This window comes from Marinarcus sediminis (SeqCode), assembly GCF_048571275.1.
GTDB lineage: Bacteria > Campylobacterota > Campylobacteria > Campylobacterales > Arcobacteraceae > Marinarcus > Marinarcus sediminis.
On sequence record NZ_CP182357.1, the window covers coordinates 1586769 to 1607345 of the forward strand.

24 protein-coding genes are annotated in these 20577 nt (G+C 32.6%); 14 read left to right on the forward strand and 10 right to left on the reverse strand.

Annotation, left to right across the window (positions count from 1 at the left end):
* Positions 1-117 precede the first annotated feature (117 nt).
* Entirely contained in the window at positions 118-462 is a 345-nt protein-coding gene (locus tag ACNI3C_RS07960) for a hypothetical protein (RefSeq protein WP_419769287.1), read from the reverse strand.
* Between the two features lie 231 nt (positions 463-693).
* On the opposite strand from ACNI3C_RS07960, the gene ACNI3C_RS07965 reads away from it, so the two are divergent.
* Positions 694-1008, forward strand: coding sequence for an MTH1187 family thiamine-binding protein (locus ACNI3C_RS07965; protein WP_419769288.1), 315 nt, complete (start codon positions 694-696; stop codon positions 1006-1008).
* Between the two features lie 23 nt (positions 1009-1031).
* Here ACNI3C_RS07965 and ACNI3C_RS07970 read toward each other — a convergent pair whose 3' ends face one another.
* Together ACNI3C_RS07970 and rnhB are read right to left on the reverse strand one after the other, a co-directional pair.
* Positions 1032-1202, reverse strand: a complete 171-nt coding sequence (locus ACNI3C_RS07970) for a hypothetical protein (RefSeq protein WP_419769289.1) — start codon at positions 1200-1202, stop codon at positions 1032-1034.
* 130 nt (positions 1203-1332) lie between these two features.
* The gene (rnhB, locus tag ACNI3C_RS07975) at positions 1333-1902 is read right to left on the reverse strand and encodes a ribonuclease HII (RefSeq protein ID WP_419769290.1); all 570 of its coding nucleotides are present in this window, start codon (positions 1900-1902) and stop codon (positions 1333-1335) included.
* Between the two features lie 70 nt (positions 1903-1972).
* Between rnhB and ACNI3C_RS07980 the strand changes: the two genes are divergently transcribed.
* From ACNI3C_RS07980 to mnmE, 10 genes are all read left to right on the forward strand, one after another.
* The gene (locus ACNI3C_RS07980) at positions 1973-3073 is read left to right on the forward strand and encodes an ABC transporter substrate-binding protein (protein ID WP_419769291.1); all 1101 of its coding nucleotides are present in this window, start codon (positions 1973-1975) and stop codon (positions 3071-3073) included.
* Between the two features lies 1 nt (position 3074).
* On the forward strand, positions 3075-5192 hold the full coding sequence (locus ACNI3C_RS07985; RefSeq protein ID WP_419769292.1) for an ATP-binding protein: 2118 nt from the start codon (positions 3075-3077) through the stop codon (positions 5190-5192).
* A gap of 68 nt (positions 5193-5260) precedes the next feature.
* The gene (locus tag ACNI3C_RS07990) at positions 5261-7837 is read left to right on the forward strand and encodes an ATP-dependent Clp protease ATP-binding subunit (protein ID WP_419769293.1); all 2577 of its coding nucleotides are present in this window, start codon (positions 5261-5263) and stop codon (positions 7835-7837) included.
* 24 nt (positions 7838-7861) lie between these two features.
* On the forward strand, positions 7862-8476 hold the full coding sequence (locus tag ACNI3C_RS07995; protein ID WP_419769294.1) for a PEGA domain-containing protein: 615 nt from the start codon (positions 7862-7864) through the stop codon (positions 8474-8476).
* A gap of 98 nt (positions 8477-8574) precedes the next feature.
* Positions 8575-8709 carry a 50S ribosomal protein L34 gene (rpmH, locus tag ACNI3C_RS08000; RefSeq protein ID WP_419769295.1) on the forward strand — a complete coding sequence of 45 codons (135 nt, stop codon included), beginning with the start codon at positions 8575-8577 and terminating at the stop codon, positions 8707-8709.
* Positions 8697-9032, forward strand: coding sequence for a ribonuclease P protein component (rnpA, locus tag ACNI3C_RS08005; protein ID WP_419771447.1), 336 nt, complete (start codon positions 8697-8699; stop codon positions 9030-9032). The genes rpmH and rnpA overlap by 13 nt, the downstream gene beginning before the upstream one ends.
* Complete coding sequence (gene yidD / locus ACNI3C_RS08010) at positions 9029-9373, forward strand: membrane protein insertion efficiency factor YidD (protein ID WP_419769296.1); 345 nt, start codon at positions 9029-9031, stop codon at positions 9371-9373. Before rnpA ends, yidD begins: the two co-directional genes overlap by 4 nt.
* Positions 9366-10952, forward strand: a complete 1587-nt coding sequence (gene yidC / locus ACNI3C_RS08015; protein ID WP_419769297.1) for a membrane protein insertase YidC — start codon at positions 9366-9368, stop codon at positions 10950-10952. Before yidD ends, yidC begins: the two co-directional genes overlap by 8 nt.
* A 12-nt stretch (positions 10953-10964) precedes the next feature.
* The gene (locus ACNI3C_RS08020) at positions 10965-11852 is read left to right on the forward strand and encodes a Jag N-terminal domain-containing protein (protein WP_419769298.1); all 888 of its coding nucleotides are present in this window, start codon (positions 10965-10967) and stop codon (positions 11850-11852) included.
* Between the two features lie 8 nt (positions 11853-11860).
* A complete protein-coding gene (gene mnmE, locus ACNI3C_RS08025) occupies positions 11861-13201 on the forward strand; it encodes a tRNA uridine-5-carboxymethylaminomethyl(34) synthesis GTPase MnmE (RefSeq protein ID WP_419769299.1) in 1341 nt (446 codons plus the stop codon).
* A 20-nt stretch (positions 13202-13221) separates the two neighbouring features.
* On the opposite strand, the gene ACNI3C_RS08030 is transcribed toward mnmE, so the two are convergent.
* Together ACNI3C_RS08030 and ACNI3C_RS08035 are read right to left on the reverse strand one after the other, a co-directional pair.
* Entirely contained in the window at positions 13222-13698 is a 477-nt protein-coding gene (locus tag ACNI3C_RS08030) for a SixA phosphatase family protein (protein WP_419769300.1), read from the reverse strand.
* An 86-nt stretch (positions 13699-13784) separates the two neighbouring features.
* A complete protein-coding gene (locus tag ACNI3C_RS08035) occupies positions 13785-14267 on the reverse strand; it encodes a SixA phosphatase family protein (protein ID WP_419769301.1) in 483 nt (160 codons plus the stop codon).
* A 66-nt stretch (positions 14268-14333) separates the two neighbouring features.
* Between ACNI3C_RS08035 and ACNI3C_RS08040 the strand changes: the two genes are divergently transcribed.
* Both ACNI3C_RS08040 and htpX read left to right on the forward strand, forming a co-directional pair.
* Positions 14334-15245: a 5'-nucleotidase gene (locus ACNI3C_RS08040; RefSeq protein WP_419769302.1), complete on the forward strand. Its 912-nt coding sequence runs from the start codon at positions 14334-14336 to the stop codon at positions 15243-15245.
* Between the two features lie 55 nt (positions 15246-15300).
* A complete protein-coding gene (htpX, locus tag ACNI3C_RS08045) occupies positions 15301-16146 on the forward strand; it encodes a zinc metalloprotease HtpX (RefSeq protein WP_419769303.1) in 846 nt (281 codons plus the stop codon).
* Here htpX and ACNI3C_RS08050 read toward each other — a convergent pair whose 3' ends face one another.
* Entirely contained in the window at positions 16147-16734 is a 588-nt protein-coding gene (locus ACNI3C_RS08050) for a DUF134 domain-containing protein (protein WP_419769304.1), read from the reverse strand.
* Positions 16735-16936: 202 nt separating this feature from the next.
* Here ACNI3C_RS08050 and ACNI3C_RS08055 point away from each other — a divergent pair, with 202 nt between their 5' ends.
* Positions 16937-17269 (forward strand): hypothetical protein, encoded by a 333-nt coding sequence (locus tag ACNI3C_RS08055; RefSeq protein ID WP_419769305.1) that lies wholly within the window; start codon positions 16937-16939, stop codon positions 17267-17269.
* A gap of 25 nt (positions 17270-17294) precedes the next feature.
* On the opposite strand, the gene aroC is transcribed toward ACNI3C_RS08055, so the two are convergent.
* The 4 genes from aroC to ACNI3C_RS08075 are packed head-to-tail and all read right to left on the reverse strand — an operon-like array spanning position 17295 to position 20520.
* Positions 17295-18368 carry a chorismate synthase gene (aroC, locus tag ACNI3C_RS08060; protein ID WP_419769306.1) on the reverse strand — a complete coding sequence of 358 codons (1074 nt, stop codon included), beginning with the start codon at positions 18366-18368 and terminating at the stop codon, positions 17295-17297.
* A 3-nt stretch (positions 18369-18371) separates the two neighbouring features.
* Complete coding sequence (gene rnc / locus ACNI3C_RS08065) at positions 18372-19046, reverse strand: ribonuclease III (protein ID WP_419769307.1); 675 nt, start codon at positions 19044-19046, stop codon at positions 18372-18374.
* 15 nt (positions 19047-19061) lie between these two features.
* A complete protein-coding gene (rnhA, locus tag ACNI3C_RS08070) occupies positions 19062-19496 on the reverse strand; it encodes a ribonuclease HI (protein WP_419769308.1) in 435 nt (144 codons plus the stop codon).
* A complete protein-coding gene (locus ACNI3C_RS08075; RefSeq protein WP_419769309.1) occupies positions 19471-20520 on the reverse strand; it encodes a tetratricopeptide repeat protein in 1050 nt (349 codons plus the stop codon). Before ACNI3C_RS08075 ends, rnhA begins: the two co-directional genes overlap by 26 nt.
* Between the last annotated feature and the right edge of the window lie 57 nt (positions 20521-20577).

Consider the following 20577-nt stretch of genomic DNA (forward strand, 5'->3'; position numbering starts at 1 on the left):
AATAACCAACTTTTAACTTTTTTTGTAAAGAACTTAAAAATTAAGCAGATTTTGATTTTGAGAACAGAGGATTGGGTAAAAATTTTTTGAAGTAGATAACGCTAAACAAAAGAGCAATTATTGCTCTTTTGCTCCCAAAATATAATAAACAGGTCGGTTATCAAGTTGTTCGACATCAACATTGTATTTGTTGCTCCAGTGAGCAATCTCTTGGTGAAACTCTTCTAGAATTTCTGGTGCATCATTTTCATCACACTTGATTTTACAATAATCAGATGTATTTGATAGTGCAACATATGCATTCATTTTTTTAATATGATCGTGCAAGCTGATGATGTGTTTAGAAAATTTCTCAAAATTTTTCGTATTGTCAATCATTTTTTGCGCTTGTAAAAGCGAGCTGTCTGTTTTTGTGTAACCCAGTTGTGAAAGTAAAACTTCTGCAGATACATCTAATTGCATATTTTCTCCTATGTAGTATTTAAAATATGTTATCAAAACAATTTTGAAGCTTGGGTTAAAAATTTGATATAAAAAGATTCTTATGAGGTGGCTTTAATCTTTCTTTCATTACTATTTTTAAAATCATTAATATATGGTTATATTTGGCGCGTTAAGCTCTTTATCCTTGTCTTAATTTTATTTGTGTAATATATCTTTATCTTTCAAAAACTACCAATTTAAGGAGAAAAAATGTCTGTTCTCGTTCAAATGGCGATGTTCCCTACTGATCAAAGTGAGAGCAAAAGCGAATATGTGGCACAGGTGATAAAAGTGATCAGAGAGAGTGGATTTTCGTATCAACTCACCTCTATGGCAACGATTATTGAAACACAGAAAATGTCTGAAGCGCTGGGAGTTATTCAACAGTGTTATGAAAAGCTTGAAGAGTTGGGGTGCAATAGGGTTTATTCAACTTTGACATTTGATATCAGAAAAAATCATGAGAACAGATTAGTGAGAAAAATTGAATCAATTGAGAGTAAAATAGGGAAAGTTGCAAAATAATTTATCAAAACTGAAGAATGAAATTATTTACACTCTCCCTTTATTTCATACTTTCCATCAATGAAATTAAATACTTTAATTGTTTTAAACTTTTTTCCCTCTTTTTTACACTCTCTTTTTTGGGTGGCCAAATCTTGTTCGGTGCATCCAGAAAAAATCATGAAAATAGAAAAAACTATTAAAATTATTTTCATAATAATCCTTTAACATAAAATCAATTACTTCCTGATTATATCACAATTTATAGCTTATTTGTATAAATTATTTTTTTTATTAAAAAAGTAATTCAAAATAGCAAAGAAATTTAATATTTTTTATGACAGTTTAAAAGAGTCCTTTGGGTTGTGGTGAAAAGAACTCTTCTAAGGCTTTTAATTTGAATGATACACGATGTAAATTTGAGTAACCGTGTTCTTTTATGGCATCAATATGGGCTTTGGTTCCGTATCCTTTGTGTTTTTCAAAATTGTAATTGGGGTAGGTATTGGCAATGTCACACATAAATCTGTCTCTGCTGACTTTTGCTAAAATTGAGGCGGCACTGACTTCTTGAACTGTGGCATCTGCTTTTATTTTGTGGTTCAAATTTGAAATTCCAAAAGAGGTATTCCCATCCATTAAATATTCACTGGCTTTTATATTTTCCATAATTTCTAATATCGATTTTTTCAGACAGTAACTTAACCCTTTTTTGTCAATGGTTTGATTATCCGTAAATACAATATGGTAAAAAGAGTTTAATTTTATTGGTTCAAAAAGAGCTTCTCTTTTTTTTTCACTTAAAATTTTTGAGTCATTTAATCCCGAAATGGATTCTTTTAATACTACGCCTGCAACAACCAATGGACCCGCTATTGGTCCTCGTCCTGCTTCATCTATGCCACATAACAACATTTAATCTCTCTTTATAAATAAATTGTATACAATACTTTGTCTTTTCAATATGCTACTTAAAGGTTATATTATGAAAAAATTATATGTCATTCCTCTTTTAATCATCCTTATATTCTTTTATGCATGTTCAAATTCTAAAAAAGAGAGTCTTAAAATAGGTCTGATTGCAGGTTTAAGTGGCAAATATTCTGATTTAGGAAACAGTGTACTTCGTGGAGCATCTCTGGCGTTTGAAGAAGTTGGATTTAAGATCAATGACCAACCCATTGAGTTGATTGTAAAAGATGATAAACAAGATGAAAAAGTTGCGTTAACACAGATACAAAGTTTGCTTAATTCCGATATTCACTTGATTATTGGTAATGCAACAAGTTCAATGACTAAAATTTCAATTGATGCCATAAAAGATAAAAAAGATGTATTATTAATCTCTCCTTCAGCAAGCAGTGATGAGTTTTCAAATATCGATGATAATTTTTTAAGAACGCATGTGGCACATAGCCCAGAACGCTTTGATGAAATTTCCGACTATTTACTTACGCAAAAAATTTCAAAAATTGCATTTATTTATGATGAAAAAAATTTATCTTACGTCAATGCGTATATGGATAATTTTGAAAAGTCATTTCAACGTCATGGAGGAGAGAAAAACGTATTAAAAGCATCTATAAATGAGCCTTTCCCTGAACTGTTAAAAAAACTCAATGCTGCGAATGAAGATTTGATTGTTATGGTTGCCAATTCAATTGACTCTGCAAAGTTCATACAATATTTAAGAATCAATCACAACACAAAAAAAGTGTTATCTTCATTGTGGGCAAAAACAACTGATTTTGTCGTTAATGGAGGGAAACACGTTGAAGGTGTAATGTTTGTAACAGAACTAGATGATACCTCTTCAACGTACAGATATTTGAATTTTGTAAAGATGTATCAAAAAAGGTATGCTCAAATGCCATCTGTTTTTGCTGCCCAAGCGTATGAAACGGCACATATTATTATTGAGGCTTTAAGAAACAACAGTAATATCGCATCACTTAAACATACCCTTTTGTCTCAGAAGAGTTATGATGGGCTTCAAGGAAAAATCATTTTCAATGAATTTGGAGATGTATTTAGAGAACATTTTATTGTCATCATAAAAAATGGTCAATTCGTGAAAAAAGATTAAAATGAAAAAATGCAGTTTAAAAACCCGAATTGTTCTTTTATTGATTGTGTTTGCTTTTATTATTGCTTTAATCATTGGTGCAATTTCAACGTATAGTCTCTATACTTCTAACCTTTCATCTGTAATTCATAAACAAAAAATCATCTTAAAACAACTCAAATCAAAAGCAAATTTGATTTTAAATAAAATTGAATCAACATCACAATATATCAATAATGAGTATGCTCAACATCCCAATACGTTAAAAGATGTGGTGGTTTTAAATGAAAATATCACTTCGGTCATTCTTTTGAGTTCAGATGGCATTATCCAAGATTTTTATGCGCAATCAAATTTGAATATTTATAAAGGGTTTGATTATTCCAAAAAAGAGTATTTTCAAGCTTTAAAACACAGAGATTACTACTGGTCCAATGTTTTTTTCTCCACCATAGGTGAGTCACCAACAATTACATACAGTGCTAAAATAGGGAACAATCAAATTGTTGTTATTTTTATTAATTTAAGTGATTTTGCTTTGTTTACTAAAAATTATATCAACAGTGATGGTTCTCATATGGTAAGAATGTTTGACAGCCAAGGAGTAATGCTTGTTAACGAAGATAACACTGAGTGCGTTTTACAAGGTTTTAATGCATTGGGTAAGAGTATTTTTGTTGATTTTATCAGTAAAGTTGAACCGTATAAACAAAGTTATTTTAATTTAACGTCAAACAGTAAAAAACAAATAGGAATGTATGCCACCATAGATAAAACGGGTTGGAAAATTGTGGTCAGAGAGGATTATAATCAGCTTCTTGATAACATTTGGTTTGTAATTAAAAGCATCATTGCCGTTTTAATTTTGTTTGTTATTATTGCAATTTTTGTCGCCTTGAGTTTGGTTAATCATATCTTTTATGACATTGATAATTTGAATATCAACGCGTTTAATATTGCCAATGGAGAGTATGATGAAGTAATTAAAGAGTCATCCTACAGTGAATTTGATTTTTTAATTGAAACTTTTAGAAAAATGCAAAATGAGATTGATAAAAGAGAAGAGTCTTTAGAAAAATCTTTAGAGAGTTTTAAATCACTTTTTAATTCAACCATGGAAATTATTGTATTGCACAAAGACAGTGTATGTATCGATGTCAATGATGTTGCGGTTAAACTTCTTGGATATGAAACCAAAGATGAGTTAATTGGCAAAAGTATATTTGATTTTATTTCACCAAACTCTTATGATATAGTTAATCGTAATTTGCATACAGAGAGTGAATTGTATGAGATAGAGGTGTTAAAAAAAGATGAAACCATTATGAATGCACTCATACAAAGTAAATTCTTAGAATTTAATGGTGAGTTGATAAAAGTTTCTGCAATGATTGATATGACTGCACTAAAAGAGAAAGATGAAATACTTTTTCAACAAGCAAAAATGGCTTCAATGGGAGAGATGATAGAAAATATTGCACATCAATGGCGTCAACCATTGAGTACCATTTCAACTGCAGCATCTGGAATTAAACTCAAAGGGGAATATGATATTTTAAGTAAAGAGAATTATTATGAATTTTTGGATTCAATTATTCATAATTCTCAGCATCTGTCCAATACCATCGATGATTTTAGAAATTTCTTTAAAAAAGACAAAAATAAAGAGCCGTTTTATATTGCTGAAGTGATTGAAAAAACCATTTCATTGGTGAATGCAAGTTTTAAAAATCACAACATTCAACTGATTCAAAAAATTGATCTCACCTTGAAAATAGAGAACTACAAAAATGAGTTAATTCAAGCTTTGATTAATATTCTCAACAATGCAAAAGATGCTTTGAATTTAAATAAAATAGAGAAAAAATATATCGAAATAACACTGTGCAAAAAAGCAGAATATGCTGTTTTAACCATAAAAGACAATGGAGGGGGAATTGATAAAAAGATTTTAAATAAAATTTTTGAACCCTATTTTACTACCAAACACAAATCTCAAGGTACAGGAATTGGGTTATATATGACACATCAAATTATTGTTAATCACATGCAAGGAGGAATCAAAGTAGAGAACTCGATTTTAGAAGTGAATCAAACCTCCTATTTAGGTTGTACTTTTACAATCTTATTAAAATTATAAGGTATACTTGACAAGTATCGACTCAACTTGATATAATCTATTAGCAATTAAATAATAGGAGTGCTAAAATGAATAAAATTTTTGAAAAACTGACCAACCAGCTGAGTGAAACAATTGAATCTTCTGTTTCATTGGCTTTACATAATAAAAACCAAGAAGTAGAATTTATCCATATTATTTGGGCTTTATTGACCAATACCAATTCGGTACTTAATCAAGTTCTGAATAAAATGAATATTGATAAAGCTGCCATTGAGTTGGAAGCCAAAAGTTATGCAGCCAAACTTGCACAAGTTTCAAGTGTGACCAAAGAGAACATTAAGATTGGAAGAGGGATTGTGGAAGCTTTGCAAAAAGCAGAAGGGCTTATGTCCAGCAGTGGAGATAAATACATTGCCATTGATACCTTTTTATTGGCCAATTTAGACAATAAAGTGTTTAAAGAGGTCATCAGTAAATACGTTAATTTAAGTGAATTTAAAAAAACAATTGAAACCATAAGAGGTGGAAGTAAAATAGAGAGCCAAAGCGGTGACGATGTTTTAGAATCGCTTCAAAAATATGGAATTAATCTCAATGAAAAAGCCATCAATGGGGAGTTAGACCCTGTCATTGGGAGAGATGAGCAAATTCAACGAATGATGCAAATTCTCATTCGAAAAACAAAAAATAATCCCATTTTATTGGGAGAACCAGGTACGGGGAAAACGGCCATAGTTGAAGGCTTGGCTCAAAGAATCGTAGCACGTGATGTGCCAACGAGTTTACAAAACAAAAAAGTGATTACCTTAGATATGAGCGCACTCATTGCGGGAGCAAAATATCGAGGTGAGTTTGAAGATCGGTTAAAAGCGGTCATTGATGAAGTGAAAAAAGCAGGCAATATTATTTTGTTTATCGATGAGATTCACACCATTGTAGGTGCAGGTGCAAGTGAAGGGAGTATGGATGCAGCCAATATCTTAAAACCTGCATTGGCTCGTGGTGAGCTTCATACGATTGGGGCAACAACCCTCAAAGAGTACCGAAAATATTTTGAAAAAGATACGGCGTTGCAAAGACGATTTCAGCCAGTTAATGTCAATGAACCCAGTGTCAATGAAGCCATACATATTCTAAGAGGCTTAAAAGAGCGCTTAGAGACGCATCATAATATTATTATCAATGATTCAGCTTTAGTTGCTGCGGCAAAACTCTCAGACAGATATATTGGTGACCGATTTTTACCCGATAAAGCCATCGACTTAATTGATGAAGCCTCGGCTGAACTCAAAATGCAAATTGAGAGTGAACCTGTGGTTTTATCCACAGTTAAACGTGAGATTACTACGTTACAAGTAGAGAAACAAGCGCTTTTGATGGAAGACAAAAAGAAAAATGCCAAACGAGTTGACGAGATAGAAAAAGAGTTGGCCAATTTAGATGAGAAAAAAAGAGGATTGGAAACGCAATTCACGACAGAAAAAGAGACTTTTAATGCCACTTCGGTTTTAAAATCAAAAATTGATGAACTTAAAAACAGAGCCATGATTGCCAAACGAGAATCTAAATTTGATGAGGCAGCAAGAATCGAATATGGAGAAATACCAGAATTAGAAGCCAAAATCAAAGAGAATGAAGTCAAATGGAAACAGATGCAAACAGAGGGCACACTTTTAAGAAACAGCGTTGATGAAGAGTCAATTGCCACCATTGTAAGTAAATGGACAGGCATTCCTGTTAATAAAATGCTCAGCAGCCAAAAAGAGAGAATTTTACAAGTAGAAGCAGTTTTAAAAGAGGATGTTATTGGACAAGATGAAGCCATTAAAGCCATCAGCCGAGCCATCAAACGAAACAAAGCAGGCTTAAGTGAACAAACACGACCGATTGGTTCATTTCTATTTTTAGGACCAACGGGAGTGGGAAAAACACAAAGTGCTAAAACCTTGGCAAAATTTTTGTTTGATGATGCCAAAGCGCTTATTCGATTTGACATGAGTGAGTATATGGAAAAACACTCAGTCAGCCGACTTATTGGTGCAGCACCTGGATATGTAGGATACGATGAAGGAGGGCAACTCACTGAAGCGGTCAGAAGAAAACCCTACAGTGTGATTTTATTTGATGAGATTGAAAAAGCGCACCCCGATGTTTTTAATATTTTGTTGCAAGTACTTGATGATGGAAGATTGACCGATAATAAAGGGGTAACGATTGATTTTAAAAATACCATTATTATTTTAACGTCAAATATTGGAAGTGCTAAAATCATTGAAATTGCCAATAAAGAGCAAAGACGTGCAGAGGTGATGAATGAAATCAAAGCCTATTTTAAACCAGAGTTTTTAAACAGACTTGATGATATTGTTATTTTTGAACAATTAGGCTTAGAGCAAATCACCAATATTGTGGACATTATGTTCAATGATATTAAAGAAAAAGTAGCACAAAAAGAGATTACCATTTCTTTAAGTCAAAGTGCTAAAGAGTATATTGCAAAAGTGGGATTTGACCCAGTATATGGAGCACGACCACTTAAAAGAGCACTCTATGAAGTAGTAGAAGACCGATTGGCTGATCTGATTTTAGAAGATAAAATTAAAGAAGGAAGTGATGTAAAATTTGATATGATTGGCAATGAAGTTAATTTGATCATTTCATAATTGAACAAGATAAAAGGTATTTTAATGAGATATGTTGTTGCATTTATTTTAAGTATGAGTATGCTGTTTGCATCCATAGAAGAGGGACAAAAAGCTTTAGATGCAAAAGAGTACAGCAAGGCCTATGCTTTTTTTATGCAACAAATTCAAGATGCAGCTGATGCACAATATAATTTGGGATATATGTATGAATTGGGATTAGGGGTTCCTCGAAATATGTATAAAGCGATACGACTGTACAGAATTGCAGCAGCTGAGGGCAGTATAAAAGCACAAGTTGTTCTGGGGAATGCCTATTTTAATGGTATCGGGGTGAAACAAAATGTTGAACAAGCGATTCATTGGTTTGAACTTGCAAGCAGTCAAGGGGATAAAAACGCAAGAAAAGCTTTAACTCAAATTGATGAAATTAAAGGAGATATGGGAAATTTGACCATTTTAAGTAGTATCGCCAAGAGTGAAGTTTATATTAATTCAAGATACCGAGGCACAACCCCCCTTACGATTAAAATTCCAGCAGGAAATGCTTTGGAGATTGTTGTCAGACATGACGGGTTTAAGCCTTTTATACTCCAAGAGAGTTTAGAAAAAAAAGAGACAAAATCAATTCGCGCTCAACTGGTACCGTCTAAAAAGTAATTGGATTTTGAAATTAAAAAGTAGCTTAATATAATAAAATATTAAGCTTACTTTAACTATAATCCGCAACTTAATTTGCAAAAAGAGGATATAAAAAGATGAAAAGAACGTATCAACCGCATAACACGCCAAGAAAAAGAACACATGGTTTTAGAATCAGAATGAAAACGAAAAGTGGAAGAAAAGTGATCAGTGCCAGAAGAGCTAAGGGTAGAAAAAGATTAGCTGTTTAAGCAAACAACACAGACTCAATAGTAAAAAAGATTTTAACGACCTTTATAAAAGTGCCAAGAAGTGGCATACTAATTCGTTTGTCGCTTTTTTTAAGTCTGAAAAAAACATACAAGCTGCATTTGTTACCTCTAAAAAAGTGGGTAATGCAGTTTTACGAAACAAAGCACGAAGAAGATTGCGTGCTCTGTTTTTATCTTACGAAAAACAAATTCAAACCGGAAAATATATATTTGTAGCAAAAGAGACAATCCATGAAAAAGATTTTGAAGGATTGAAAAAAGATTTTAATTTTGCTTTTAAAAGATTAGAGCTATTTAAATGAAAACGATTTTAAAACTTTTAATTAAGTTTTATCAAAAATATATCTCTCCTTTAACTCCTGCAAGTTGTAGATACTACCCAACATGTTCAGAATATGCCCTATGGCAGTTTGAAAACAATACTATCTTTAAGGCGATTTATTTTACAATAACACGCATATTAAAATGTAACCAGCTTTTCCAAGGTGGTTTAGACTATCCTGTAGTCAAATATAAATACAAACATAATATTATCTTTAAAAAAATTAATGTTAAATATTGGTATGTTCCAATATCTAAAGATGATTGTTACGTAATAAAAAACTGGGAGTGTAAAAAGAAGAATGGATCCACACATGAATAATAAAGATGGAATGCAAAAACGAATGTTATTAATGACATTGATTGTTTTTGTATTTTTTGTAGCATATGAGTTTTTAGTACTGAAGCCTCAACAAGAAGCGAAACAACAAGAAAAAATCAAACAAGAACAAACCGTTAAAAATCAAGCTCCTGTAGCGATGACAACAGATGCTGCACCTGTAGCTAACAATACAGTAACAACGCAAGCACCAAGCGTAAATTTATCACCTAAAAGCGTTGTTTCAACAATTAAAACACAAAAAAGTTTATATGAAATTGACAATTTAGGAAGAATTGCACAAGTGACTCTTTTAGAGAGTAAATATACAGATAAAGATTCAAAACAGATTAAACTCTTTGCTTTGGATCAATTAAGACCATTGGAAGTAAGATTTTCTGATGCCAGTATCAATGAAGAGGCGTTTAAAGTTAATGTTATTGCCAATGCAAGTGCAATTGATGCTACACAAACAAAACAACAATTGGTATTAACACAACAACTTTCAAATCTTCTTGTAACAAAAACAATCACGTTTTACCCAGACAGTCACTATGATGTTACTGTCAAAACATCAACGCCACAAACATTTTTTATGACAACTGGGTTTAGACCCAATGTTTTGGTTGATATGTATGCGGATCATGGAGCATTGTTAAAGTTAAATGATGGCTCTTTAACCACATTTTTAGATGAAAAAATGGATAAAACAGAGAGCGTTACTGGTGTGAAATTTGCTTCTGCCTTTGATCGATACTACACTACTGTTTTATACAATTTTGATAAAAGTATGTCCGTTACCGTCATGAAAGATGAGAAAAATGACCCTCAAATGTTTATTCATGGGAACACAGATTTAACGCTCAGTGGTTACGCAGGACCCAAAGAGCATATTTTGTTAAAATCACTCAATCCTGAATTGGTTGATGTTATTGAGTATGGATTTTTTACGTTTATTGCAAAACCAATGTTTATATTCTTACAATTCTTACAAGGATACATCGGAAACTGGGGTTGGACAATTGTTGCTTTAACCATTCTTATTAAATTGATTCTATTCCCTTTATCATACAAAGGTATGGTATCGATGCAAAAGCTCAAAGACTTAGCGCCAAAAATCAAAGATATTCAAGCAAAATATAAAGACGACAAACAAAAACAATCAACACACATGATGGAGTTATATAAAAAGAACGGTGCCAACCCAATGGGTGGATGTTTGCCATTGATTTTACAAATTCCCGTATTTTTCTCAATTTATCGAGTTTTATTAAACTCTATTGAGTTAAAAGGTGCCCCATGGATACTTTGGATACACGATTTAGCAATGATGGATCCTTATTATGTGTTACCTCTTTTAATGGGTGCGTCAATGTTTTTACAACAAAAACTTACTCCAAATACACTGCAAGATGAAATGCAAAAGAAAATATTTCAGTTCTTACCAGTGATATTCACATTCTTTTTCTTATGGTTCCCAGCAGGATTAACACTTTATTGGGTTGTCAATAACATCTTTACTATAGGACAACAAGTCTATATTAATTCGATATTTGACAAACAAAAAGCAATTAAAAAATAATAGGATTATATTATGAAAAAGTTTGAAGCAAAATGTTTAGAAGAGGCTTATGAATTAGCAACTAATGAATTTAATTGTTCGATAACTGATTTAAATATTGATATTATTCAACAATCTTCAAAAGGCTTTTTAGGAATTGGTAAAAAAAGTGCCATTATTATGGCAGAACAAAAACGAGATTGCAGAAGAGAGTTCAGAAGAAGAGATACAAAATACAGAAAAAACAGTATAAATATAGAAGATGTATCAAAAAAGATTGCTGAAAACTGTAATAATGAAAACAGTCGTGAGTGTGCAAAAACAAAATGTAAAATGGAGAGTATAAAAGCAACTCCAAAAATTAAAGAGAAAGATGCTATTTTTGATAACTTCTATACGGAAGCCAGAGAGAGAATTGATGAAAAATGTGCGAAAATTTTTGTCAAAAAAGAGGGCGATGAAATCATCAAAGAAATCAAAAGAGATGTAAACAATCTTTTTCTTGGTACATGTTTTGTTCTTGAAGAGATTAAAGTTGAGTTTTATGATGCTGAAACCATTTATATTGAGTTCAGTGGCGATGATTCCGCCTTATTAATAGGAAAAGAGGGGTACAGATATAAAGCCCTTTCGTATATTTTATTTAATTGGATCAATGAAAAATATGGTCTCATGCTCAGACTTGAAATTGCTGAATTTCTTAAAAATCAAGAAGAGGCCATTCATAACTACCTTCTGCCTGTCATTGAAACCATCAATGAGACAGGTTCTTATAAAACCAAACCTCTTGATGGGATTTTAGTTCATATTGCTCTTAAAAGATTAAGAGAAGAGTTTCCCGATAAATATGTTGCAGTCAAAACCAATCAAAGAGGCGACAAATATGTACTTGTTAATGAGTACAGAACCAAACAGCAATAGGTTTTACGTTGTTTGATGAAGATACAATTGTTGCAATTGCAACAGCCAATGGCATTGGTTCTATTTCAATCGTAAGAGTTAGCGGTAAAGAGGCTTTACCCATAGCTCTTAAAATCTCAAAAAAAGAAAATTTAACACCCCGTGTAGCAACATTGCATTCCCTTTATAACAGCAATAATGAGCTTATTGATGAAGCACTTTTAATCTATTTTAAAAATCCAAACTCTTTTACAGGTGAAGATATTGTTGAGTTTCAATGTCATGGTGGAATGGCCATTTCAAATATCATTTTGGATGAAGTGGTCAAACACGGTGGACGTTTGGCACAACCCGGAGAGTTTTCTAAACGCGCTTTTCATAATGGTAAAATTGATTTAAGCAAAGCCGAAGCGATTGCGAAAATCATTGAGGCCAGAAGTGAAGATGCCGTAAAACTGCTGGCACGACAACTTAAAGGTGAATTGAGCACTTTTGTTGAAGATATCAGAAAAGATTTACTCTTTATGTTGGCCTATACGGAAGTAAATATCGATTATGCAGAAGAGGATTTACCTGAAGATATTTTTAAACAAATTGAAGTGAAATTAGATAATATTAAAATCAAACTGCACACAACATTGGATGCCAGTAAACGAAGAGAAGGCTTAATTGAAGGCTTTAAAGTTGCCATCATTGGGAAACCCAATGTAGGTAAGAGTTCCTTGTTGAATAAATTGTTAAATTTTGACCGAGCCATTATCTCAGATATTGCAGGAACCACAAGAGATACCATTGAAGAGAGTGTTAAAATTGGAACACACTTGATTAAAATTGTAGACACAGCAGGTATTCGAGAAGCCAATGATGTCATTGAAAAAATTGGTATTGAGAAATCACTTGAAGCGGTTTCTCAAGCAGATATTATCATTGCTTTGTTTGATAATTCAAAAGCGCTTGATTCAGAAGATGAAAAGATATTAGATATTTTAGATGAGATCAATAACAAAGAGAAGCTGCTGGTTTTAAATAAGTCAGATTTACAGAATTTGTTTGATAAATCAAAACTATCAGAGTTTATAGAGTTAAGTACCAAAGTAGATATTAATCCTTTGATTAAGCACATTGAAAAGATACTCGATGCCAATAGCCATGGTGATGATATGACACTGATTTCAAAACGGCAAGTGCAAGCGGTTGAGCAAACACTTTATCATATTAAACACTCACATGAACCCTTACACAGTGGAGAGTTGGAGTTTTTTGCTTATCATATCACTGAAGCGATGCAACATATCTCTAATATTACACGACCGTATGAAAATGATCAAATGTTGGATGTGATGTTTGGGGAGTTTTGTTTAGGTAAGTAACTGTTTCATTGCTTACTTTTTTATATCTTTTCTATCCAAATCAGCTTCGCATTCTCTTTTGAAATATCAATCCACGAATTACAATCAAACGCTACTTTTAAAACCGTACAAGGCATCACCTCTTCTTTATGGTTGACAAATGTCAGTGCTAAAGCAGTTAAAGAGGGGTTGTGTCCAACAATCATTAAATCTTGAACCGTATCAAAGGTATAACTTATTGTTTCAATGAGTTCATTTAAAAATGCTTGATAGAGTACTTCATTGTACATGATATTTTTTTTATACTCTAATTCATGGGCTAAAATTTCAGCGGTTGATCGTGTTCGATAAGCTGGACTTGAGACAATTAAATCAGGATTGACCTTTAATGCTTTTAATCTTTTCGCCATGGCAATGGCATCTTGGATTCCATCAGCTGAGAGTTCAAGATCAAAGTCATCGACTTTTAAATTGCTGGTATTTTTCTCTGGATGTCTCATAATATAGAGTGTTTTCATTGTATTGTTCCGACATAAAATTATTGTATTATAATCGCATTGTAAAGAGATTTTGCTTTTATATAACTAAAAGTTATAAATATTGTTTAATTATATTTTTTGGGGTACTCAAATGATACAAAATGGGCATTTATTTTTGAAATATCTTTCCAAGTAGGAACAACAAATTCAATCTCTAAAACACCACACGTTGGAATATTTTCTAAGAAATCAATGAGATTATAAGCAAGCGCATTTAAACTGGGGTTATGGCCAATTAAAAAGACAGTTTCGTTTTTATCGTCGAGTTTTCTTAGAAACTCTAAAAGTTCACTCTGTGTTGCATCATAAATGATATCGTTGAAGTGAATGGTTTTATTGAAATATTCTGCAATAATTTTTGCAGTTGTTTTGGCTCGTAACGCTTTTGAACTTATTATTATGTCAGGTTTGATGTATTTTTGTTTTAGTATTGCTGCCATTAAAGGGGCATTTTTTAGACCTCTTTTATTTAAAGGTCGTTCAAAATCATTTAATGTAAAATCTTTCCATGAAGATTTTGCATGCCGAATTAAAAAAACTCTTTTCATCAGAAATCCTTAATGGTAATATCATAACTATATTTTAGTATAATTGTTAAAAAATAAGGTAAAAAATTGGGGTATGATTTAGATAAAAAATTGGTAATTGCCATTTCGTCAAGAGCATTGTTTAATTTAGAAGATGAAAATAAAATATTTGAACAGTCAGGTTTGGACGAATATTATAAGTATCAAATAGAGAATGAAGATAAAATCATTGAAAAAGGTACGGGCTTCAGATTGGTGAAAAACCTCTTAAAAATCAATGATGATTTTCCTGAAAAAAGAGTTGAAGTCATCATTGTTTCAAGAAACAATGCAGCTACGAGTTTACGAATTACAAAATCAATCGAAAAGTATGCGTTAAATATTCAACGTTCTGCTTGGTCTGGTGGCAACACTATTTCTAAATATTTAAAACCCTTTAAAGTGGATCTTTTTTTATCTGCCAATGAAACGGATGTGCAAGATGCCATCAATTTGGGGATTGCCGCTGCAAGAATTTTGCCTTATGAAAATCAACAAGACGATGATTATCATCAAGTAAGAATTGCTTTTGATGGGGATGCCGTTTTATTTTCTGAAGAGTCAGAAATAATTTATAAAACACAAGGCTTGGAAGCTTTTTTACAGTATGAATCGGAAAATGCAAAAAATCCTCTTTCTGCTGGTCCTTTTGCAAAACTCTTAAGTGTCATTTCCAATATTCAATCTTCATATCCTCAAGAAGAGACTCCCATACGTACAGCACTTATAACTGCCAGAAATTCGCCTGCACATGAAAGAGTCATACGAACACTCAATGCTTGGAATGTTCGTTTAGATGAGGCTTTCTTTTTAGGTGGTGTAGACAAATATGAAGTGGTCAATGCCTTTGGTGCAGACATATTTTTTGATGATCAAGATGTTCATTTGGAGAGAACCTCAAAGTTTTCACCCAGTGCAAAAGTGCCGTATAAAGATGAATCCATATTAAAAAGAATTTGATATTAATTTTTAACTTTATTTTTGTAAAATTGCATAAATGATATGAGGAGATAATATGGAACAGATAAAGACAATCATTCTTTTAACTTTTTTAACACTGTTGTTTGTATTTGTGGGCACATATTTAGGTGGAAGTAATGGGGCCTTGATTGCTTTTTTACTTGCGGGTGGAATGAATTTTTATGCCTATTATTACTCTGATAAACAAGTTTTAGCTCATTATAATGCGGTACTGGTTCAAGACAAAAATCATATTGTTTATAAAATCGTTCAAAAATTAATCTATAAATCAAATCTTCCTATGCCAAAAGTCTATATTATCCCAGATAGTGTTCCCAATGCCTTTGCAACAGGAAGAGATCATGAAAATGCAGCAGTTGCAGTCACTCAAGGTTTGATTGAATTACTCAATGAAAAAGAGATTGAAGCCGTGATTGCTCATGAGTTATCGCACATTAAACATTACGATATTTTAATTGGAACCGTTGCAGCAACGCTTGCGGGTGCCATTGCAATTATTGCCAATATGCTTCAGTTTTCTGCTTTTTTTGGAGATAACAGAAGAGGAGTGAATCCTGTGGTGATGATTGTCTTATCCATTTTATTGCCCATTGCTGCAGGAATCATTCAAATGACAGTGAGTCGAAACAGAGAGTACTTAGCCGATGCAGGAGCTGCACGTTTAACGGGTGATGTCAAAGCCTTACAAAGTGCTTTAAGTAAGCTTGAAAGTTATGCTAAACGAGGTGAAGTGTATAATGCCACTGAACAGACAGCCCATATGTTTATTATTAACCCTTTTTCAGGACATCAAACACGATTTTCTGATCTGTTTAGAACCCATCCAACAACAGCAGATAGGATTGCTGCATTGGAAGAGTTAAAATACGATTTACACTAATTATTTAAAAATATCAACAATTTGATCAATAGAGACATGATCTTTAATAATGGGGTAGATTCCTTTTGATATGAGTACGTTTTTTAACGTAACGCCTAATTTATCAATGATAAAATAGTTCACTTCATGCTCTTTTAAGAGGTTAGGCAATACAGTACTTGGTTTAAATTCTCTGCTGAAAGCAGGGTTTTTTAAAAGTATTTGAGAGGTGAGTTTATAATCTTGAATATGAAAAATAAATATATATTCAGAATACAAATCACTTTCACTGATTTCTGTTTTACTTGAAGAACAAACTGCTACACTAAAATCATTTTTAACTTCATGAATTTTTATGTTATAGCCATTAATCAAAGCCATGGCAATTTTTCGCCGTGCATTTTTGATGATACGTGCAAATGTTGGTCGTGATACATTCATATGTTTTGCCGCATCTTCTTGATACATATTTAATATGCTCATCAATTGAATCGCTTCAATCTCTTCGTGTAACAGTACGATTGTCTCTTCTGGATTGATATCTTTTGGACCAAAATATTTGCTGTGAAGCTTTAAATTTAACTCTCTGTGTAATTTTTCTCTGCCCATAATAATCTTTATTAATCTAAATTTTAAGAATCTTAGCATAATTGTTGAAATTTGGCAAATTATTAATTGACATATGTTCATACATTTGATATAATTCCTAACATATGTTCATTAATAGATTAAGATGACAACATATGTTCAATAGAGACAGATTAATTTAAACAATTAAAATAAAATGATAAAGAAAAAAAAAGGGTAAAAAATGAAAATCGTATTTCCAACAAAAGAGAATATGAGTTACATTTCTCACAGTGCGTCAAGCATTGAAGAAGCGAATTATTTGACAGTACTTGATATTCAAAATCAAAGTATTGTTGGTGTACATACTGTACAAAAAAGAGATTTCAGTGGATCAGATGGATTTCTTAAAGAGTGTCTTGAAAATAAGTATGAGGCAATTGTAGTTCCACAAAGTTGTGAGTTACCATTGGCACAGTTAAAAGAGGCAGGTATTTGTGTTTATACAGATAACAGCCCTCACATGGTACTTGATTCATTTCACGATTATGTACACAATAAATTAGCGCAAGCATAAAAGCAAGAGTTCATCTCTTGCTTTTTTACTTATAGACTTTTTTTATATTTTCAATATTACTGCTCATGTTCAACAGCAACATGTCGGCAATAACTAATGCCATCATAGATTCGGCAACCACACTTCCTCTTACCGCAACACAAGGGTCATGCCGTCCTTTTAACGCACATTCAACGTCATGATTATTTTTATCAATGGTCTCTTGTTTGATAAAAATTGAAGGGGTTGGTTTAAAATAGACTTTGACATTGATGTCATCACCATTTGATATTCCACCCAAAATGCCACCACTGTGGTTTGATTTAAAACCGTTTGAACGGATTTCATCATTGTTTTGACTTCCCAAAAGTGACGCTGAGGCAAAACCTTCTCCAATTTCGACCCCTTTAACTGCATTGATACTCATCATGGCATTGGCAATTTGTGAATCAAGTTTAAAATAGAGAGGTTCACCCAAACCAACAGGAGCATTTTTAACACAAACGAGTGCGACACCACCCACACTGTCGTGTGAATTTTTTGCTTTTAAAATGGCCTCTTTTTGAGCGTTTTCAACCTTGGCATCTAACGCATATATTTCAGAATTTTTCACATGAGTAAAATCAATATTTTGGGCTTCAATGCCATTGATAGCAAAAATACCACTTTGAATGCTGATGCCCACTTCTTGTAAAAGCAGTTTTGCTATTGCACCTGCTGCAACTCTTGCTGCTGTTTCTCTGGCACTGCTTCGCCCGCCACCTCTGTAATCACGAGTACCGTATTTATTAAAATAGGTAAAATCAGCATGTCCTGGTCTAAAGAGATCTTTAATATTGGTGTAATCGTTGCTTTTTTGATTTTCGTTAAATATAATCATTGCAACAGATGTACCTGTTGTAATACCTTCAAAAACACCACTTAAAATTTCAATTTTATCCCCTTCATTTCGTGCCGTGGCAAACTCATTTTGACCCGGTTTTCTTCTGTTCATTTCACTTTGGATAAAGGATTCATCGATTTTAATGCCTGCTGGTACACCATCAACGATACATCCCAGTGCCTTTCCATGACTTTCACCAAATGTTGTAAACTTGAATTTATGTCCAAAACTGTTCATGGTTTAGTTACCTTTTAATTTTTCTAATGCAATTTTTGCAACAGCTTGTTGTGCCAATTTTTTACTTTTACCTATGGCTGAACCATAATTTTTTCCATCAATCCAAATTGAGACTTCAAACTCTTTTTGATGATCAGGTCCATATGAACCCTCAAGTTTATATTCAGGAATTGAAGCAAATTCTGCTTGAGTAATCTCTTGTAAGGCCGTTTTGTAATCACTGAATAAGACATCCAAATTGATTTTATCATAAGAGTTTTCTAAGACGGTCAACATAATGGGTTTAAGTTTTTCTAAGCCAGACTCTAAATAAATGGCTCCCATAATCGCTTCAAAAGCATCGGATAAAATTGAGGCTTTTTCTCTGCCATTATTTCTCTCTTCAGCGACTGAAATATAGATATAATCTCCCAAATGAATATCATTGGCCAGTTTCGTAAAACCGGTTTCATTGACCAATGAAGCTCGTATTTTTGAGAGTTCTCCTTCATTTGATTTTGGGAATTTGGTGTATAAATACTCTCCCACAATTAGGTTTAAAACCGCATCCCCTAAAAACTCTAACCGCTCATTGTTGTATGGCTTTTTATAGCTTTTGTGCGTAAGTGCTTCGATTATCAGATCTCTGTTTTTAAACTGATAATCCAAACACTTTTCTAATTCAGAATAATCACTCATTTTTTATTTCCTTTGTTATTTTAATTTTTCGGCTTCATTTCGAGCCAATTCATCACATCTTTCATTCTCTTCATGACCAGCATGGCCTTTGACCCACGTGCCTTTTATGGTATGAATGTCCGAAACCTTTATATACTCTTGCCACAGTTCATAGTTTTTAATGGGTTGTTTGGCAGCTGTTTTAAAACCATTCTTTTTCCAGCTTGCTAACCACTCATTAATGGCTTGAACCACATACTTTGAATCACTGATGACTTCAACTTCACAAGGCTCTTTTAAAACTCTTAAGCCTTCAATAACACCTGTGAGTTCCATTTGGTTGTTGGTTGTCATCGCATTTCCACCACTTAACTCTTTGACATGACCATTATATTTTAGGATTGTTCCCCAACCGCCAGGACCAGGGTTCCCTAAACTGGAACCATCACTGTAAAGATTGATTTTTTTCAATAACTCTCCTTGTCAGTTCAGGTTCAATTTTAAACGTTAAAATTTTATGACAATGTGGACATCGCGATTCGTAAATGGGATGGATGCTTTTACATTTGGTACACATAAATTGAAAGTTCAAATCCGTTCTAAAGTTGCTTTTTGCATTTTTTGAAAGTATAATCATATCCAGTTCAAAGACAGCACTGTTTGAAACGCTATTGATATACCCTTTGGCTGTATATAACTCTTGTAAAATTTCTATTTTTGCCACTGCATCAAAATCGATATCATCGAAGTTTAAATACCATAACAGATCAAGTGATTTTGAAAGATCGAATAACTCAATGTTTTCCCAAAACATGCTTTTATTAAATTGTAAAAGATATTGTACAACAATTCGTTCAATGATTTCGTTGGTTTTAAACATATGCATTAATTGTGTTGATTTTTTATCAAATGAAACAACAGGGTCATTTAAGAGTTTTAATGTTTTTATATACACAGATTCTCGTGTCACATCAAACTCTAATTCATCAAGTGATTCAAGTACCTCTTGCGCTTTGTCAAAATCTTTGAGTTTTTCATAAATTAAAAGTAAGTGATTTAAAGCCTCTTTATTTCGAGGTGAAAATTTCAAAATTTTCAGGAAAATCTCTTTACTTCGTTGTAAGAATCCCCCTTTAAAATAGGTTTTTCCTAACAGTTCTAAGAGTTCTTCTTTTTTTACACGTTCCGTTACATGTTCAAGTAGGGCCAAGTAGACCCCAATGGCTTTATTGTAGTCTCCTTTATGTAAAAAGGTTGAAGCCAAAAGAATAATAGAATCAAAAGGGAGATTATACGTGGTATACAGATGAACATAATCGTCCTCTTTTAAATTTCCTAACTCAAATCGTTTTAAAAGTTTACGATACTCTGCTCTGGATTTTTTCTCTTTATACAGTCCAAAAGAGTAGGTCAGAAATGATATAACAAAAAGCAGTGTAAAGAATATAATAATACCAAATAAGGGGTCTCTATACTCTAATACCAGTCCATCCACTCATTTAACCTTTGATTATAATTTTTAATATATTACCATAAAAGTGTATAGAAAATA

Coding starts and splice junctions, on each gene's coding strand:
- ACNI3C_RS07960 (WP_419769287.1), bottom strand. CDS start 462: ATGCAATTAGATGTATCTGCAGAAGTTTTACTTTCACAACTGGGTTAC.
- ACNI3C_RS07965 (WP_419769288.1), top strand. CDS start 694: ATGTCTGTTCTCGTTCAAATGGCGATGTTCCCTACTGATCAAAGTGAG.
- ACNI3C_RS07970 (WP_419769289.1), bottom strand. CDS start 1,202: ATGAAAATAATTTTAATAGTTTTTTCTATTTTCATGATTTTTTCTGGA.
- rnhB (WP_419769290.1), bottom strand. CDS start 1,902: ATGTTGTTATGTGGCATAGATGAAGCAGGACGAGGACCAATAGCGGGT.
- ACNI3C_RS07980 (WP_419769291.1), top strand. CDS start 1,973: ATGAAAAAATTATATGTCATTCCTCTTTTAATCATCCTTATATTCTTT.
- ACNI3C_RS07985 (WP_419769292.1), top strand. CDS start 3,075: ATGAAAAAATGCAGTTTAAAAACCCGAATTGTTCTTTTATTGATTGTG.
- ACNI3C_RS07990 (WP_419769293.1), top strand. CDS start 5,261: ATGAATAAAATTTTTGAAAAACTGACCAACCAGCTGAGTGAAACAATT.
- ACNI3C_RS07995 (WP_419769294.1), top strand. CDS start 7,862: ATGAGATATGTTGTTGCATTTATTTTAAGTATGAGTATGCTGTTTGCA.
- rpmH (WP_419769295.1), top strand. CDS start 8,575: ATGAAAAGAACGTATCAACCGCATAACACGCCAAGAAAAAGAACACAT.
- yidD (WP_419769296.1), top strand. CDS start 9,029: ATGAAAACGATTTTAAAACTTTTAATTAAGTTTTATCAAAAATATATC.
- yidC (WP_419769297.1), top strand. CDS start 9,366: ATGAATAATAAAGATGGAATGCAAAAACGAATGTTATTAATGACATTG.
- ACNI3C_RS08020 (WP_419769298.1), top strand. CDS start 10,965: ATGAAAAAGTTTGAAGCAAAATGTTTAGAAGAGGCTTATGAATTAGCA.
- ACNI3C_RS08030 (WP_419769300.1), bottom strand. CDS start 13,698: ATGAAAACACTCTATATTATGAGACATCCAGAGAAAAATACCAGCAAT.
- ACNI3C_RS08035 (WP_419769301.1), bottom strand. CDS start 14,267: ATGAAAAGAGTTTTTTTAATTCGGCATGCAAAATCTTCATGGAAAGAT.
- htpX (WP_419769303.1), top strand. CDS start 15,301: ATGGAACAGATAAAGACAATCATTCTTTTAACTTTTTTAACACTGTTG.
- ACNI3C_RS08050 (WP_419769304.1), bottom strand. CDS start 16,734: ATGGGCAGAGAAAAATTACACAGAGAGTTAAATTTAAAGCTTCACAGC.
- ACNI3C_RS08055 (WP_419769305.1), top strand. CDS start 16,937: ATGAAAATCGTATTTCCAACAAAAGAGAATATGAGTTACATTTCTCAC.
- aroC (WP_419769306.1), bottom strand. CDS start 18,368: ATGAACAGTTTTGGACATAAATTCAAGTTTACAACATTTGGTGAAAGT.
- rnc (WP_419769307.1), bottom strand. CDS start 19,046: ATGAGTGATTATTCTGAATTAGAAAAGTGTTTGGATTATCAGTTTAAA.